Source organism: uncultured Psychroserpens sp., assembly GCF_947494225.1.
Classification (GTDB): Bacteria; Bacteroidota; Bacteroidia; order Flavobacteriales; family Flavobacteriaceae; genus Psychroserpens.
Map to the genome: position 1 here is coordinate 94471 of NZ_CANLUG010000003.1, position 15673 is coordinate 110143.

Genomic DNA, 15673 nt, shown 5'->3' on the forward strand with positions numbered 1-15673 from the left:
AGTTTATTCGGTTTTAAGTCGTTCTTGTTCAATAGTTTCTGCAAGTCGCTTTTCAATTATTGGTTCAATTAAGGTTTTTATTGGATTTGTTTTCACAAATGGATATAACTCCAAGTCTTCCTTCATTTTGTCTTGCGGATTAGGGTGTTTGTTCGTTCCTAATAATACAAAATCACCAGTATCAAATTGTGACTGCTCCTTTATAGCGCTTTCTTTTATTTTCTTTTGAATTGTTCCTTCTTTGAGTTGAGATAGAAATCCGCCATTCGCTTCTATATCCTTAAATAGCGTCAAGGATTTGCTCGCCATTTGAGATGTAAGACTTTCTATATAATAAGCCCCATCTGAGGGATTGCCAACCTTATCAAAATAGCTTTCATGCTTTAGTATTAGCAATTGATTACGAGAAATACGATCTGCAAATTCGTTGCTTTTGTGATAGATAGCATCATATGGTAAATTGATAATAGTATTTGCGCCACCTAAAACAGCACTCATGCACTCAGTTGTTGTACGAAGCATATTGGTGTTGTAGTCATAAATGGTCTTATTGCGTTTTGTAGGAGACACATTTATGATGCAATCAGTGTTTATCGGGTATGCATTAGCAATCGTTTTAAATAATAATCTTAATGCCCTAAGTTTGGCAATTTCAAAAAAATAGTTGGTTCCAACAGCAACATTGAAAATGACCTTTAACGATTGTTTTTGAATTGTGTTTGGTTGATCGTCAAAATGATTTAGGTACTCGTTGATATGCGCCAAAGCATAAGCAAGTTGTTGTATCATGTTGGCACCTGCATTTTGATATAAACCGACATCGACAGACAGTGTATTGGTATGTTTAACAGTGGCTTCAAAAAGCGAATGATCATCTGTAAGATTGTGATACCAATTACCTGTTCTTGCAAGGTGACCAATAATGTCAACCTCCAGGTTAACATGATCATATGAAGCGACCTGTTTGACAAACTTAGGAGATAAAAATTCCGGTTTAATGATAATTGGAGTAGAGGCAGTATCTATGTTCTTTAACAGGTTTTCTATTGAAATATCTTCTGAAGGAATAACAAAGATTATAGTTTCGGCGCCTCTAGATATAGCATCTATAGCATTAGCATTAGACTTTTCAGTGTTAGCAACAAAGATGGTTTGACCAATATTAAACGTACTTGCAGTAGAATGTAATTCAGATTCTAGTTGTTCGAAGTCATCGGCATGATAAAAAGGTTTTACATCAATTCCTTCATTGGTATGCCAAATAAGCGTATCATTATAATCCGCTCCTTTTAAGTCGGCCTGAATCTTTTGCTTCCATTGTTTAGAGGAGATTTCGGGAAAATCGCTAAATAAAGTTTTACTCATCCTTTTTCTCTAGTTTTAGACTGTCTTCATATTCAATGATGTAGATGTCTTCATTCTCTTTTTTCATATAGTACTTTTCACGTGCTAGCTTTTCTATACCATCGTCGGTACTTAATTCTTTAATAGCCTTGTTATCTTTTTCTATTTCATCATTATAATATTGCTTCTCGTTTTCTAAATCATCTATATCTTGGTTGAGTTCTCTATGAATGAGAAGTGAGTTAGAATCAATAAAAAGCATCCATATCGCAAAAACGATAAAGACAATGACAAATATGTTTTTTAGATAATTCAAAATTAATGTAATTTTTCGTTGATAATAGTTTTCACTATATCAACTGCAACAGTGTTATATTTGTTGTTTGGTATAATAATATCTGCATATTCTTTCATAGGTTCTATGAACTGCTGATGCATAGGTTTTAATGTCGTTTGGTATCTGCTTAATACTTCATCTATATCTCGACCACGTTCTGAAATATCACGTTTCAAACGCCGTATTAAACGTTCGTCACTATCGGCATGCACGAAGATTTTAATATCAAACATCTCTCTTAATTCAGGGTTTGTTAAGATTAAAATACCTTCCACTATCATCACTTTTCGCGGATTGGTTTTGATGGTATCTCCTGTGCGATTGTGCTTTACAAAGGAATACACAGGTTGATTAACAGGTGCTCCACTTTTTAATTCCTTTAAATGTTCTTCTAATAACTCAAAATCTATAGAGCGCGGATGATCAAAATTAATTTTCACACGTTCTTCATAGCTTAAATGCGAGGTGTCTTTATAATAGGAGTCTTGTGAAATAACACCGACTTCACCTTCTGGTAATTCGTTAAGTATTTGATTTACAACGGTTGTTTTTCCACAACCTGTTCCTCCTGCTATTCCTATAATGAGCATAAATAAAAACTGATTTTTAGTTGGACAAATTTAACAATAATGATAGAAAATCATTGCTCTATTTCTGAAACTTCTTTTTCAGTTATTAACTTATTATTTGTGTTTCCCCAACTGTTTGTAATATAATTCATGACATCGGCAACTTCCTTGTCTTCTAGGCCTAATGGTGTCATGACTCCATTGTATTTTACCCCGTTCACAGTAATTTCACCAGATTGACCATATTTAATAGATTTTATACTCTCCTCACGATTGGTCATTAAATAATCTGATTTTGCCAAAGGAGGAAAGGCTTTTAATACTCCTTTTCCGTTTGGTAAATGACAAGAGATACAAAAGTCAGAATATATTTCTTTTCCGCGTTTCATACTTTGTATAAGCTCAGGGCTCTGTTCTTCTTTAATAACCTTTGAGACTTTGGCTTCAGATATTGCTTTATCCTTGTTTTCCTTTTTTTCTGAAGAGTTACATGCTAATATTAAACATCCCAGCACTAGTGCCATTAGTAAGTTTTTATTCATTTGTTTTTTATAAGTTTTACGATTCCTAAATTTTCTATTCCAACATATATATATCCATCTGGACCTTGATTAATTGAGCGAACTCGTCCCAAACCATCTAATAGTCGCTCTTGTTTTACCACTTTACCATTTTCAATGTAGCAATTGTCTAAGTACTGAAATTTTAATGAACCCACCAATAAATTACCTTTCCAATCTTCGTACTTATCACTTGAAATAAATGCCATTCCACTTGGGGCTATTGATGGTGTCCAATAATGTAAAGGTTGTTCCATACCTTTATGGGATGTTTCTTTGGTGATTTTTGTTCCAGAATAATTAACCCCATATGTAATTACAGGCCAGCCATAATTTTTTCCAGATTTAATAATATTAATTTCATCACCACCTTTAGGTCCATGTTCATGTGTCCATATTTCTCTTGTTTCAGGATGAATTACCATGCCTTGCGGATTACGATGTCCATAAGAATATATAGCCGTCTTCGCATCTTTAGTTGAGTTAAAGGGATTATCCTTTGGTATCGATCCATCATCATGTAAGCGATATACCTTACCGCCATCTCTTGTGAGATCTTGCGGATTTACATCTCGATCTCCGCGTTCTCCAATTGTAAAAAAGAGATAACCATCATCGTCGAAAATTATGCGAGAACCAAAATGCTGACCTCTTGTAGTATTTGGAGTCGCTTTATATAAAACTTCTTTATTTACAAGTGTATTATTTTTTAATTGTGCACGCATGAGTGCTGTATTGCCGCCACGCTGTGGACCTTCAGATGAGGCATACGTGAGATAAATCCAACCGTTACTTTTATACTTAGGATGCAACTTAATGTCTAACAAACCTCCTTGACCTCGATTGTATACTTCGGGCACACCTTTAATAAATGTTTTTTGTCCGTCTTTAAAGTGGATAACTTGCCCAGCTTTTTCATTAATAAGCATTGAGCCATCAGGCAAAAACACGAAGCCCCAAGGGTTATTTAGTTCTGGTACAGCAAGTTCATAAGAATGCTCGGTATTGATTGGGTTTTTGTCTTGAGCGCAAGTATTGAGGCTTAGAAAACCAATTATAAATAGAGATTGCCTTATAAATTTCATAAAATTAAATTTTATGTTTAAATTTAATAATAAAAGTTGTCAATTTTTAAAGAAAAGATATATATTTGCACCTCGAAATTTTAGAGAAATTATTAATTTAATAACTCAAAAACTAGATAACCGTTTTCGGGGTGTAGCGTAGCCCGGTTATCGCGCCGCGTTTGGGACGCGGAGGTCGCAGGTTCGAATCCTGCCACCCCGACTTTTATTAGGGCTCTTAGCTCAGCTGGATAGAGCACCTCCCTTCTAAGGAGGCGGTCGAAGGTTCGAATCCTTCAGGGCTCACTTAAAGCCGCATCAGTAATGATGCGGCTTTTTTGTTTGATTTTATTTAAATCTATGACGTGTCTCAACTATTTTCTAAAAAAAATAAGCTCCCAAACAATATGAGAGCTTATAGTATATACTAATAATTAACCGCTTAAAAACTAGTAGTATACATGGTCTTAAGACACGATTTTTTAAATTAGTCACATGATCCTAGAATAGATAATTAATCTTGATGAAAAAGGGAGGTGTAGATGATCGTTTCTAACAATTTATTATATAGATTATATCGAGTTTAGTTTTATTGAAAAGTTCGTTTTTGATATAAAATTGTCATGCATGGAAATATCGTTTTAAGTTAAATTAAGCGTGTCGTTCGTCGATATTTCATCTTAAAAAACACACTTAATCGAGTATTTGGAACATTTAAACGATAAAATAGTTTGTTTTATTCGATTTTAAAATTACCTTTGTCTTATATTTCATTAAACCCCAAATCGATGAAAAACCTACTAAAAAATGCAATTGCATGTGCAATTGTTATGACTACATGTTTTAATTGTTCAGTTGAATCTATTGAGAATGAGCAATTTGAAAACGTTATTCCAGAGAATCAAAACACCCAAGATGTTTGCGAAAATCAGGATCCTCAAGCTAGGATTACTAACAATGGAACAATTTCTATAACATTGGAAATTGCTACTACAGATGGTGTTGTTTTACAAACAGCACAAGATTTAGCTCCAGGAACATCATCAAGCTACTTAACTTTTGAAGCTAATGACATTATTTTTAATGTTGTAAAAAATGCTACAGGATTTAATGATGAGAAAGTAGTGCATACAATGAATCAATGTATGAGCTTTGATATGGAAGTTGGTATAGACAACTATTTAATATCGAGTTCTCCAGAAGATCTTTAATTAATTTTAGAGCTTACGATTACAATTTTTTCGTTTAAGTTATTAGTTGTAAAAAAGATATAGGTGTTACCTCCATCTTTTATGCGGTGTTTTTTGCGAAGTTGTTGTACTGTTTCTGGAAAGTTCCTAGTAGTGATATTGCCTTTAGATATTCCTAAGGATTTCAATGCCTTTTTATTGTAATTGATTACAGTTTCGATTTTAAAAGAACGCCCTGGGAATTCAATTAACATGTCACTTGTATATAAATGGGAGTGCTGATGTAGTTTTGAGAGTTTTAAACTTTCAGCAAGACTATTGAAGCCACCAGATTTTAAAATTGACGAATTAGGCTCGAAAAGATATCTTAAAGGTTTACTATAGACGACATTTCGTTGTGACTCGTCACTTAATCTAAATGAAAAGATATCTTTTTTTCCTTTAACTATATTAACGGTTTTGATGGTTGTAGGACCTTCAAAACCGTTTTCTAATATCCATAATAATTCTTTCACCTCGTTCTTAATTGCCAAAACATGTATGTGTTTAACATGTTTTAATTCATTTAAACCTACAGAGAGATCTAAAAGAGGAGATGTTTTTATTGCAATGTTTGGGGCGTGTTTAAATAATGTTTCTAAATGTTCGGGTACATTAGGTAAACAATCATTTAGAAAAAACACTTTTCCTTTGCTATCATGTCGTCTGGACGGATCTACATATATCCAATCAAATTGTTGATCGCCAGATTTTAAAAATTCTATACCGTCTTCAGCAATCGTTGCAATATTTGCAATTTCAAATTGCTCATTGTTGTGTGATACGATTTGAGACAATGTCTCATTTATTTCACAGTGAATAACGCTTTTAAAGACCTTAGAAAAATAATAGCTATCTACGCCTAAACCTCCAGTAATATCAACTATAGTAGTGCCTGTAAATAATTCGGATTTATACTTAGCGGCTATTTCAGATGATGTTTGCTCTATATTAAGTTTATTAGGAAAATAAATATTTGGTGTAGAAAACCACGAAGGTAGTTTGTGCTCGCTCTTTAGTTTAGATTCAATTTGTTCAACAACTGCTCTTGTGCTAACGTTTTTAAAAGGAGTACCTCTTAATAGAATTTTTGAAACATCAGCCCTTAGATTTTTGTTAATAAAATCTTGAATGTCTTTATTTAAAATTTCAGTATTCAAACGATTTCTACAATCCTTGAGTTAATTTTTTTACTGTTTTATTATCTGATAAAAACTCTTTTAATATAACTTTTATAGCAGTATAAGAAGGTACAGCCACAATCATTCCAACAACGCCAAATAACAAGCCAGCGATTATAATAATCAAGAATATTTCTAACGGATGTGATTTTACACTTTTAGAGAATATATAAGGCTGGCTAAAGAAATTGTCAACGAGTTGAGCAATTGTAATAACAATTAGCGTGTAAATAATCTTTGGCAGAACAATGTCGTTAAAACTATCACCCAAATTATTTGTCATTACTAAAAACAGCATTAAAAAGGCGCCAATTAATGGTCCTAAGTATGGGATTAGATTGATTAAAGCACATAAGAAAGCGATAACAACGGCATTTTTAACACCAATAATTAGAAGTCCGATTGTATAAATAACGAACAATATTAATATTTGAAAAAAGAGGCCAACAAAATAACGCGAAAGTAAATCTGAAATTTTAGTAAATGATCGTTTTGTCTTAGATTCCTTTTCATTAGGAATAAAAGTTAAGATGCCTTTTTCAAATAAATTACTGTCTTTTAAAAAGAAAAATGCAATAAAAAGCACAGACATTAAACCTATACTAAAACTTCCCAAGCCAGATACTAGGCTATTCAAGAAGTTTGGAATTACACTATAATCTAAATTGGATAAAATTTTAGATTCTTTTATTGCCTTTTCTGCATCAATATGGTTTAGTTCTAAATAGGCGATGCCAGATCTATAAAGCTCTTCAATGTTCTCTTGCAGTGCTGTTATATCTAGTAAAGATAGATTGTGTCCTTGTTCAACTAATAATGGAATCAGGAGCCCTATAATGCCAACAAAAACACCAACGAGTAGAAGCATGGTTGCAACAACAGCTATAGTGTTTCTAAATTTTAGACGTCGTCTTAAAAAGATAACAATAGGTCTGCCTATTAAAGAAATGACGGCAGCTATGAGAATATATACAATTACCGATTGAATTTTATAAAAGAAATATAGGATAAGTGCGATGGCTACTATAATCCCCACGGCACGTAGTATGCCATTTGCAATGGTTCTAGAATTCATTAGATTGATTTTACTCTATAAATATAAAAAGACTTTAGCTAAGTTGCTTTGTAATTTCGTATAAACTAATACTTGTTGCTTGAACAACGTTCATACTGCTATTTTGACCATACATATCAATGTGAATGATTGCATCACAAACTTTTAAAATATGTTCTGAAACTCCAAAATTTTCATCCCCAATAATCAGAGCAATAGGTTTATTTCTAGGAAAATTGAATTCCGTTAAAGATTTGCTTTCAGAAGTAATTTCTAGAGCAACGATAAAATAACCTTCATGTTTCAATTCTGAAATAACCTTTTGTATATCTAATTGAGTCCTGTGTTTGACAGATTTTTCTGTGGCCCTTGATGTTTTCATCATTTTTCTACCTAACGTAATCTGAGATCCGCAAAAAACTAATTCTTCAACACCGAAAGCATCTGCTGTTCTGAATAGACTGCCAATATTTGGAGCATTAGTTACATTTTCGGCAATGACTTTAATTGAAAATGTACGTTTATTAAACTGATTAGAGTAGTGATCAAGTTGCATGGTGTTTATGTTTCAAGAATGTAAATATGTAAAAAAGCAGTATCAATGAAAAACTATTTCTAAAAAATCACTTAATACATATCTCAATTTCACAAATAATTATATCTTACTTTCGTTTTAAACTTATCAAGTATGTTTTCGATTTTTTCTAAAAAGAAAACAGTGCCAAAGAAAGCATCTGTTTTTTTTCATATCCCAAAATCTGGCGGCTCTACATTTGTTGGTTTATTACAAGCGTCATTAAATCAAAATGCGCAAACAGCAACACCTACGCATAAAACTGATAGCGTTGGAGACACAACAATTTTTCATATTGATTTTTTAGACAAACATCGGAGGTTTAAAGGCGCAAAGTTTTTAAAAGATATTGAAATTAACAATAGAGACGACAAGGAAATGTTTCTAATATTAAGAAATCCCTTAGACCGATTAATCTCTGAATTTAATTTTCAGTTTCATATTCTAGATGGTAAAAATGGAAATACTAATGCAGCAATTCTAACAAAGTTGAAACAGAAACCAAAAACCTTTGAGGCTTATATTGCTTGTAAAGAAACTCAGAATTATCAATCTAAATTTTTATTAGGAAGACCTATCAATGACCCTAAAAAGATTACGGATAAAGAGTTCGAGCGCTTAATTGATAGCATTGAGTCGCTTCCTATACATTGTGGTATAACAGATGAGTATGCAAGTTTTTTAAACCTGTTTGAAGAAAAAACAGGAATAGTTTTGCCCAAAAAAGTGACGGTTAGAAAAAAAACACCTTTTATGTATCAAACCATTGTTGATGAAACCATAAAAAGTCGTGTTATGGAACTTAACGCTTTTGATTATAAGTTATATGAATATGCCAAAAACAAAGTTGTTATCAATAATAAAAAGTTTAAATTTATTCAGTCAGATCAATTTATAGTTTAATATGGGACTATTCAATATTTTCAAAAGCGGTAATAGTAACAAGATGATTGCGCTTGATGAACTTCAAAGTGGTGACAGCGATTTGTTTGTTTCAAATTACAAAAAACCGCGTATACCAGTATTACTTAAAGGCGCAGCAGCCAACTGGCCTTTGATGTCTAACTGGACAAAAGAGTATATTGTTGAGCATATGGGGAGCTATGTGTGTAAAGTTATCAAAGATTCTAGACCAGCATACTCTAAAGAACAAACAACATTGAAATTTTACTTCGAAAAACTATCTGGCGTAAGTACTCTAACATTAGATCCTTTTAATGCCCGAAAGCCACCGCTTTTCTATAAAGATGTGAAATCGTCTAATCCTTATTTTAAAACAAATGATATTCAACGTTTTTTCTTTTTTCACTCAGTGAAAAACGCGGGAACGTTACCTCATATCCATGGCAATGCGTTTAATATCCTTCAAAGTGGTACTAAAGAATGGGTGTTTTATGATGCCAGTGAAAAACACAATCCAGAAGGTTATGAATTGCTGCATACGTTTAATAGGAAATATGGACTAGGAACACATGCCAAAGATTGGTTTAAAAATGAAGTTCCAAAATTACCAAACAAACAAGAGAACGTCTATCGTTGTACCCAAGAAGCTGGTGACATAGTCTTTATACCAAATGGCTATTGCCATGCGGTATTAAATAAATCTGAGGTTATGGGAATCGTATTTGAAACCAAGTAAACTTTTACTAATTTTCGAAGGCGTATTTCACAATATTAGCTCCCATTTTAAGTGCCTTTTCTCTAACATCTTCAGGATCATTGTGTACTTCAGGGTCTTCCCAGCCATCGCCTAAATCACTTTCAAAAGTAAAGAGTAAAACCAATCGACTCTCGTGAAAAAGCCCAAGAGCCTGCGGTCGTTTACCATCATGTTCATGAATTTTTGGCAAACCTTCTGGGAACTTATAGGCCGTATTAAAAATCTCATGGTCTTTGGGTAACTCGATAAGCTCCTGATTTGGAAATACTTTTTTAAGTTCTTTTTTAATATAGGGTTCCATACCGTAATTGTCATCAATATGTAGAAAACCACCAGAAGTAAGGTATTTTTTGAGGTTTTCGGCATCTTCGTCCGTAAGGAAAATGTTGCCATGCCCTGTCATGTGAAGCAGGGGAAACTGAAAAATATCTATACTGCCAACCTCTACAACCTGAGGTTTTTCATTCATTCTAGTTTTTATATTGTCATTACAAAATTTAATCAAATTTGGTAGAGCGGTAGGGTTACTGTACCAGTCACCACCGCCTTTATACTTTACAATAGCTAAATCTTGCGCATGGCCATTTAAACTTGTTAAACTTATCACAAGTGCTAATAGCGCTGTAAGATTTCTTAAATGTTTCGAACTAAACCTCATACTCCAAAAATAAAAAATTAAGCAGATGAAACATATCCTTTTAACGTTATTTATGATACCCTTATGTTTTACTTCGGAAAAAGTAGAGACATATCCACCTGTTATTGTATTAGAACTTTTTACATCACAAGGTTGCTCTAGCTGTCCACCTGCCGATAAACTTTTAACTGAGGTTGATACATTTGATAATGAAAATCAAATTATAACACTGTCTTATCACGTTGATTATTGGAATTATATTGGTTGGAAAGACCCATTTAGTAAGGCCTCCTTTAGTGATAAGCAACGTCAATACAGCAGGAAATTTAATAGCAGTTCAATTTATACGCCTCAGGTAGTCGTAAATGGGAAAACACATTTCGTTGGGTCTAACACTAGAGAAATGAATGCTAAATTAAAATCATATGCTAAAATTTCCGCAGAAAATAAAATCGAATTATCCGTAGTTAAAAGGTCCGGAAACAGTGTGAGTTTTAATTATAATATTGCTGGTGCTATTAAAAACAAAACGATGAGAATCGTTTTGGCTATTAAAGAGCGTACCACAGAAATACCAAGAGGAGAGAACCGAAATAGAACATTAAAAAATTCGAATATTGTGGTTTTAGATGATGCTTTAGGTTTGAAAAAATCGAATGGAAGCTATAGTTTTTCTATTCCGAAAATCGTAAATAAAGAAGATAAATTGAAACTAATCGTAATGTCTCAAAATTCTGATTTAGATATAATTGGAGCTTCTCAAGTGAACTTATAGTTCATTTGAATATATTACAGAATGACAAGCTATAACAGCAGCCGTTTCTGTTCGTAATCTGGTTTTTCCCAATACCACTGGATCAAAATTATTTTGAAAAGCGAGCTCAATTTCTTTGGTACTAAAATCACCTTCTGGACCAATTAAAATGGTGACATCGGTATTGGTTTTAAGAGCTTGTTTTAATGAAGTTCTATGAGTGTCTTCGCAATGGGCAATAAATTGCTGTCCTTTGAAGTCTTGAGATATGAAATCTTTAAATGGTACGGCATCATTAAGTTTTGGTAAATAAAAGTGCAAAGATTGTTTCATTGCAGATTGGACAATTTTCTTGAAGCGTTCTGGTTTTATAACACGACGTTCGCTATTATCACAAAAGATAGGAGTGATGCTGTCTACACCAATTTCTGTTGCTTTTTCTAAAAACCACTCATAACGGTCATTCATTTTAGTAGGTGCAACAGCCAGGTGAATTTGGTAATCTCTTTTTGATTGCAGCGTTGAGGATTCTATTATTGCAATACAGTTTTTGACATCGGCTAAGCTAATTTTAGCCACAAATAACCAACCTTTACCATTAGTTATTTGCAATGGGTCTCCAACAGACTTACGCAGCACCTTAACAATATGTCGACTTTCTTCTTTTGAGAATCGTATTTCAGTATCGTTTGTAGTTAGGCTTTTATTATAGAAAAGTTGCATTAGTTCTTAGGTTCTGTAATTTTTAAGACCTTAACTTCTTCAATTAGTTTTCGTTCATGCGTTACTAATACAACATAATACGCTTTTATCTCTGGAATATCTACCGTAAAAACATCACCTTCGGCATGATTACTAGTTACAATCGCTTTTTCAAATTCTGGATGCAGATCACCTTCTTTAAACCAACCCGAATCTCCACCACGTTTTGCGGTATCATCCATGGAGTTTTTTACCGCTAAATCAGAGAAAGTGGCTCCTTGATTATACTGTGATATCACACGTTTTCTAGCGGCATTTATGTCTTCTAAAGGTGTTTCACTTCCATCCAAATAAACGTAACTTACTCTGTAGTAAGGGATCTTGTATTTCTCAATAACTTTATAATAGGTTTTTTGAGGCGCATCTTTAAACGATCTTTTAGAACCAACACCCATTTTAAAAATCACATCTGCCATACGCGTAGCGTGCTTCTCTCTATTAAAAACAATCACTTTGCCTTTGACTTTTTTGTTTTTCTTTAAAAAAATGGTGACATCGTCTAGGGTTTGGATGGAATCTAATGATTTTTCAAAATTATCTTGGCCGAAGACCATTGACAATGATAGGCAAAGAAGTGTAGATAGTAAAATTTTTCGCATAATATAAGGCGTGTTGTTTTATGGCTTCAAATTTAAAAGTATGAAGACATGATAAAACAAGAGTTAAATGAAGTTTTTAAGAAATGATTGTTTATAACTCTCAAATACGTCTATTTTACGGCAATCATGCTAATTTCAACATTAACAAATTTGGGTAAATTGGCAACTTCAACAGTTTCTCTTGCTGGTGCTGTATTTGAATCAAAATACTTGGCATAAATCGTGTTAATCTGTGCGAAATTATTCATATCACTAATAAATATGGAGGTCTTAATAACATCCTCAAAAGTCATATTTGCCGCTTCCAAAACAGCTTTTAGATTTTGCATAACTTGTTCTGTTTCCGAAGAAATAGAGTCTAGAACAAGTTCTCCTGTACTAACATTAATAGCTATTTGACCAGATGTATATAAGGTGTTGCCACTTAAAACCGCTTGATTGTATGGTCCTATAGGAGCAGGAGCATTAGGTGTATTTATTATTGTTTTCATAGTTGAACAATGTTAAAATGTTAGAGTTGCTGATCGCGTTGTCTTCGCTTATCGTATTTAATATCCTTAAGAAGATTAGAACGTATTCCAATAAAGAAATTCCATGAATTATACGTTCCAAATGGTACCCAAGTGAAATTCATGCGCCAGCTCAATAAATCACGCTCAAAACGCAATTGTGTTTGCGTAAACCCTTTGTTTACAAAGTCATAACCTGAGGATGCGCCTACAGCCCAGCGTGGAGATAATTCAATATCACCAGAGAACATGAGTGAGTTATTGGAAATTCTATTTTGTCTTGCTGAATTTGTATAATTCACGGCATATGCCAATCTTAGACTCCAAGGGATTTTGAAATTGTAAAATTCTGAGGGTTCTTTCTTTTTATCAGAGCGATCATTGTCTGTTAAACGTTGATCGGCAAAATCTTGAGGTTTTCCAAATAGGTCATCGGCTCGACCACCACTTCTCAGTGATTCTTGACGAGCTCTGTCGTCTTCACCGCTATCGTCACCTTCAAATTGTTTGCTAGATAATGAATAGCTAATATTAAGATTTGCCGAGGTTAATCGAAATAAACTTCCGCCATTATCAATATTAAACTTATCAATTTTTCTGTTGTTATTATCTATAGCATAAGGATCTAACACCATTCCGAAGTTGATATTCATCTTATCCTTTAATATTGAAGTTCCTCCAGAAACACGTAACGGGCTCCAATTTAGCGAATCTCCAGCAAAATTATAAGAGGTCGAAAAGTTAAGATTGTTCAATAATTTTATCTTTTTCGGCTCGGTTGCAGTGCTGTCTCTATCTCTTACCTTGGCTTCAAAATTGTTACCTAAGGATATTCCCATTGAACTAGAAAAGGTTCTGTTTGGTACTCCAAATAAAGAGCCTTCAAATCTTGTAAATTGTTCTCTTTGTACTTCGCCAGCTGTGGTCCCATCTGCATCAACAATTTCAAAAGTGTCATAATAATTGTCGAAGGCTGGATTAATGTTATAACTAATAGATGGACGCATTACATGTCTTACTTGTTGTATCAATGATTCGCTGCCTTCTTTTCCAAACATACCATAGAGTGTTGTTCCTATACTTGCGCTAAAATTGTAGGTAAAGAAACGATCAAAATTATTGAGGTCTTGAGTGACAATTTCATCATTCACATCATCATAAAATCTATTTATGGTATTAAGCGTCCAATTTTCTTCAAAATTAGCACTAGCACTCATACTGAAATATTTAAATACTTTGAAATTCGTAGCGACAGGAATCGAGTGCAAGGCACCTACGCGTGCATCATCGAACATTTCAGATCTAAAAAATAATGAGTCTGTTGTTTGTATTCTATTTTCTGCTCGAACATTATACTGAACGTTGATATTTTGAAAAAAGCCTTTTTTTGTTCCTGTTTTTGGCGCAAAAGGAAATACACGACTAACGCTACCCTGAAAGGTTGGTAAAGTCATGTTAATTTGTTCTGTGTTTGTGTTTTGAGAGTGTGTGGCTGTTATATTCATGTTAACCTGTGGCTCGCCCTGAAATGTTTTAGAATACGATACAGAAGAAGCTAAGGTATTATTTTGAGTATTAGATAAGTTTAGTTGATTAATAGATTGTCTGTAATATTGACTACTACCTAAATTTACAGATGCTGAAAAACGAGAGTTCGGGTTAGCTTTCTGATCTTGACTGTGAGACCATCTAATATTATAAATAGTCGATTTCGAAAAGTCTGGAAAACCACGTTCACTATTTATTAAGTTCTCATATCTAAAACTAAGATTACCTCTAAATTTATACCTCAAAGCATAATTACTTTCTAAGCGCAATCCGTAGCTTCCGTTGGTGTAATAATCTCCCAGTACTGCTAGGTCTAAATAATCACTAATAGCAAAGTAATAACCACCATTTTGTAAAAAATAACCTCTATCATTTCCAAGATCTTGACCAGGTGTAGGCATAATAATACCAGAGGTCTGTTTTTTTGTCATTGGAAAATAAGCAAATGGCAAACCAATAGGAGTAGGAACATCATAAATAAAGAGATTGGTTACTCCAGTCACTACTTTTACTCCAGGAACTACTTTGGCGATTCGCATTAAGAAATAGTATTCGGGATCGTCTAGATTTTCTGAAGTAGTGAACTTTCCATCCTTTATAAATAATGTAGAATCATTTTCTCGCTTTGTAACAGCAGCGATAATTGTGCCTTCCCCATATTCAGTCTTAGAGTTGAATATAATCGCTTTTTTTGTGACTGTATGAAATATAATGGAGTCGGGTTCCACAACACTTTCACCCTGAGTAAACACAGGTGCTTGAGTATAAACACCAGCTGAATCTTTTAAGCGCCCAGCATAGACTAAATTTTTGCTATGATCAATGACAATAATACCAGCCTTTATATTCATGTCTGTATAATTGACTTCGGCCTGATTATAAAGTGTGGTTTGGTTTTTCCTTTGATCTAATCTAACGTAATCTTTAGCCTTGTAATTTACGATGTCTGTAAGAAGTTCTTTCTTTTTAGGTACAGAATCATTTTTTACACTATCCTGCGCCTTTAGGTTTAGAGGTTTTGCTACTAAACTGTTCACCGAAACCGTAACCGAATCATTTTCAGTTTTAGCTTTTATAGGTTCCTTCGTTTTTGGCAACTCTTGTGCAAAGCAAAACATGTTAATAAACATGGTAAAACTTAGGGTAAAAAGTATGTGTAAGCTTTTTGTACGCAATGCTTTTAAATGTATTTTTGCTAAAGTATGGCTCGGTTTTTGAATTGCCAAAATTACATATATTTTTTATGATTAATTTATAATTCAATTAATTTATCAAAAGTATTCGAAGCTCAC

General features: G+C 33.4%; 17 protein-coding genes and 2 tRNA genes. 6 read left to right on the forward strand and 13 right to left on the reverse strand.

Features of this window, described 5'->3' with window-relative positions; genetic code table 11:
• Window positions 1-3: 3 nt before the first annotated feature.
• The 5 genes from Q0893_RS08340 to Q0893_RS08360 are packed head-to-tail and all read right to left on the reverse strand — an operon-like array spanning window position 4 to window position 3895.
• Window positions 4-1365, reverse strand: a complete 1362-nt coding sequence (locus Q0893_RS08340; RefSeq protein WP_299274343.1) for a methylmalonyl-CoA mutase subunit beta — start codon at window positions 1363-1365, stop codon at window positions 4-6.
• Complete coding sequence (locus Q0893_RS08345) at window positions 1358-1663, reverse strand: septum formation initiator family protein (protein ID WP_298902228.1); 306 nt, start codon at window positions 1661-1663, stop codon at window positions 1358-1360. Before Q0893_RS08345 ends, Q0893_RS08340 begins: the two co-directional genes overlap by 8 nt.
• On the reverse strand, window positions 1663-2271 hold the full coding sequence (gene udk / locus Q0893_RS08350; RefSeq protein ID WP_298901647.1) for a uridine kinase: 609 nt from the start codon (window positions 2269-2271) through the stop codon (window positions 1663-1665). Before udk ends, Q0893_RS08345 begins: the two co-directional genes overlap by 1 nt.
• Window positions 2272-2321: 50 nt before the next feature.
• Window positions 2322-2792: a cytochrome c gene (locus tag Q0893_RS08355; RefSeq protein ID WP_366915881.1), complete on the reverse strand. Its 471-nt coding sequence runs from the start codon at window positions 2790-2792 to the stop codon at window positions 2322-2324.
• Window positions 2789-3895: a PQQ-dependent sugar dehydrogenase gene (locus Q0893_RS08360; RefSeq protein WP_299274347.1), complete on the reverse strand. Its 1107-nt coding sequence runs from the start codon at window positions 3893-3895 to the stop codon at window positions 2789-2791. Before Q0893_RS08360 ends, Q0893_RS08355 begins: the two co-directional genes overlap by 4 nt.
• A gap of 127 nt (window positions 3896-4022) precedes the next feature.
• Between Q0893_RS08360 and Q0893_RS08365 the strand changes: the two genes are divergently transcribed.
• From Q0893_RS08365 to Q0893_RS08375, 3 genes are all read left to right on the forward strand, one after another.
• Window positions 4023-4097 (forward strand) — tRNA-Pro (locus tag Q0893_RS08365).
• A 9-nt stretch (window positions 4098-4106) separates the two neighbouring features.
• Window positions 4107-4180 (forward strand) — tRNA-Arg (locus Q0893_RS08370).
• A 482-nt stretch (window positions 4181-4662) separates the two neighbouring features.
• The gene (locus tag Q0893_RS08375; RefSeq protein ID WP_298901649.1) at window positions 4663-5085 is read left to right on the forward strand and encodes a hypothetical protein; all 423 of its coding nucleotides are present in this window, start codon (window positions 4663-4665) and stop codon (window positions 5083-5085) included.
• Here Q0893_RS08375 and Q0893_RS08380 read toward each other — a convergent pair.
• From Q0893_RS08380 to Q0893_RS08390, 3 genes are read right to left on the reverse strand one after another with little or no spacing between them, the layout of a single operon-like run.
• Window positions 5082-6263 (reverse strand): class I SAM-dependent methyltransferase, encoded by a 1182-nt coding sequence (locus Q0893_RS08380; RefSeq protein ID WP_299274351.1) that lies wholly within the window; start codon window positions 6261-6263, stop codon window positions 5082-5084. The two genes, Q0893_RS08375 and Q0893_RS08380, sit on opposite strands and share 4 nt — an antisense overlap.
• 7 nt (window positions 6264-6270) lie before the next feature.
• Complete coding sequence (locus Q0893_RS08385; RefSeq protein WP_298901651.1) at window positions 6271-7359, reverse strand: AI-2E family transporter; 1089 nt, start codon at window positions 7357-7359, stop codon at window positions 6271-6273.
• Between the two features lie 34 nt (window positions 7360-7393).
• Complete coding sequence (locus Q0893_RS08390; protein ID WP_299274356.1) at window positions 7394-7894, reverse strand: TrmH family RNA methyltransferase; 501 nt, start codon at window positions 7892-7894, stop codon at window positions 7394-7396.
• 132 nt (window positions 7895-8026) lie between these two features.
• Here Q0893_RS08390 and Q0893_RS08395 point away from each other — a divergent pair, with 132 nt between their 5' ends.
• Both Q0893_RS08395 and Q0893_RS08400 read left to right on the forward strand, forming a co-directional pair.
• Window positions 8027-8815 carry a sulfotransferase family 2 domain-containing protein gene (locus Q0893_RS08395; RefSeq protein ID WP_299274359.1) on the forward strand — a complete coding sequence of 263 codons (789 nt, stop codon included), beginning with the start codon at window positions 8027-8029 and terminating at the stop codon, window positions 8813-8815.
• Between the two features lies 1 nt (window position 8816).
• Complete coding sequence (locus tag Q0893_RS08400; RefSeq protein ID WP_298901654.1) at window positions 8817-9551, forward strand: hypothetical protein; 735 nt, start codon at window positions 8817-8819, stop codon at window positions 9549-9551.
• 7 nt (window positions 9552-9558) lie between these two features.
• Here Q0893_RS08400 and Q0893_RS08405 read toward each other — a convergent pair whose 3' ends face one another.
• Complete coding sequence (locus tag Q0893_RS08405; RefSeq protein ID WP_298901655.1) at window positions 9559-10230, reverse strand: DUF4159 domain-containing protein; 672 nt, start codon at window positions 10228-10230, stop codon at window positions 9559-9561.
• Window positions 10231-10255: 25 nt separating this feature from the next.
• On the opposite strand from Q0893_RS08405, the gene Q0893_RS08410 reads away from it, so the two are divergent.
• A complete protein-coding gene (locus Q0893_RS08410; RefSeq protein ID WP_299274364.1) occupies window positions 10256-10984 on the forward strand; it encodes a thioredoxin family protein in 729 nt (242 codons plus the stop codon).
• On the opposite strand, the gene Q0893_RS08415 is transcribed toward Q0893_RS08410, so the two are convergent.
• From Q0893_RS08415 to Q0893_RS08430, 4 genes are all read right to left on the reverse strand, one after another.
• On the reverse strand, window positions 10979-11686 hold the full coding sequence (locus tag Q0893_RS08415) for a 16S rRNA (uracil(1498)-N(3))-methyltransferase (protein WP_299274366.1): 708 nt from the start codon (window positions 11684-11686) through the stop codon (window positions 10979-10981). The two genes, Q0893_RS08410 and Q0893_RS08415, sit on opposite strands and share 6 nt — an antisense overlap.
• A complete protein-coding gene (locus Q0893_RS08420) occupies window positions 11686-12324 on the reverse strand; it encodes a peptidylprolyl isomerase (RefSeq protein WP_299274370.1) in 639 nt (212 codons plus the stop codon). Before Q0893_RS08420 ends, Q0893_RS08415 begins: the two co-directional genes overlap by 1 nt.
• Before the next feature lie 110 nt (window positions 12325-12434).
• Window positions 12435-12815 (reverse strand): RidA family protein, encoded by a 381-nt coding sequence (locus Q0893_RS08425; protein ID WP_298901661.1) that lies wholly within the window; start codon window positions 12813-12815, stop codon window positions 12435-12437.
• Between the two features lie 20 nt (window positions 12816-12835).
• Window positions 12836-15607 (reverse strand): putative LPS assembly protein LptD, encoded by a 2772-nt coding sequence (locus Q0893_RS08430; RefSeq protein ID WP_299274373.1) that lies wholly within the window; start codon window positions 15605-15607, stop codon window positions 12836-12838.
• Window positions 15608-15673 lie beyond the last annotated feature (66 nt).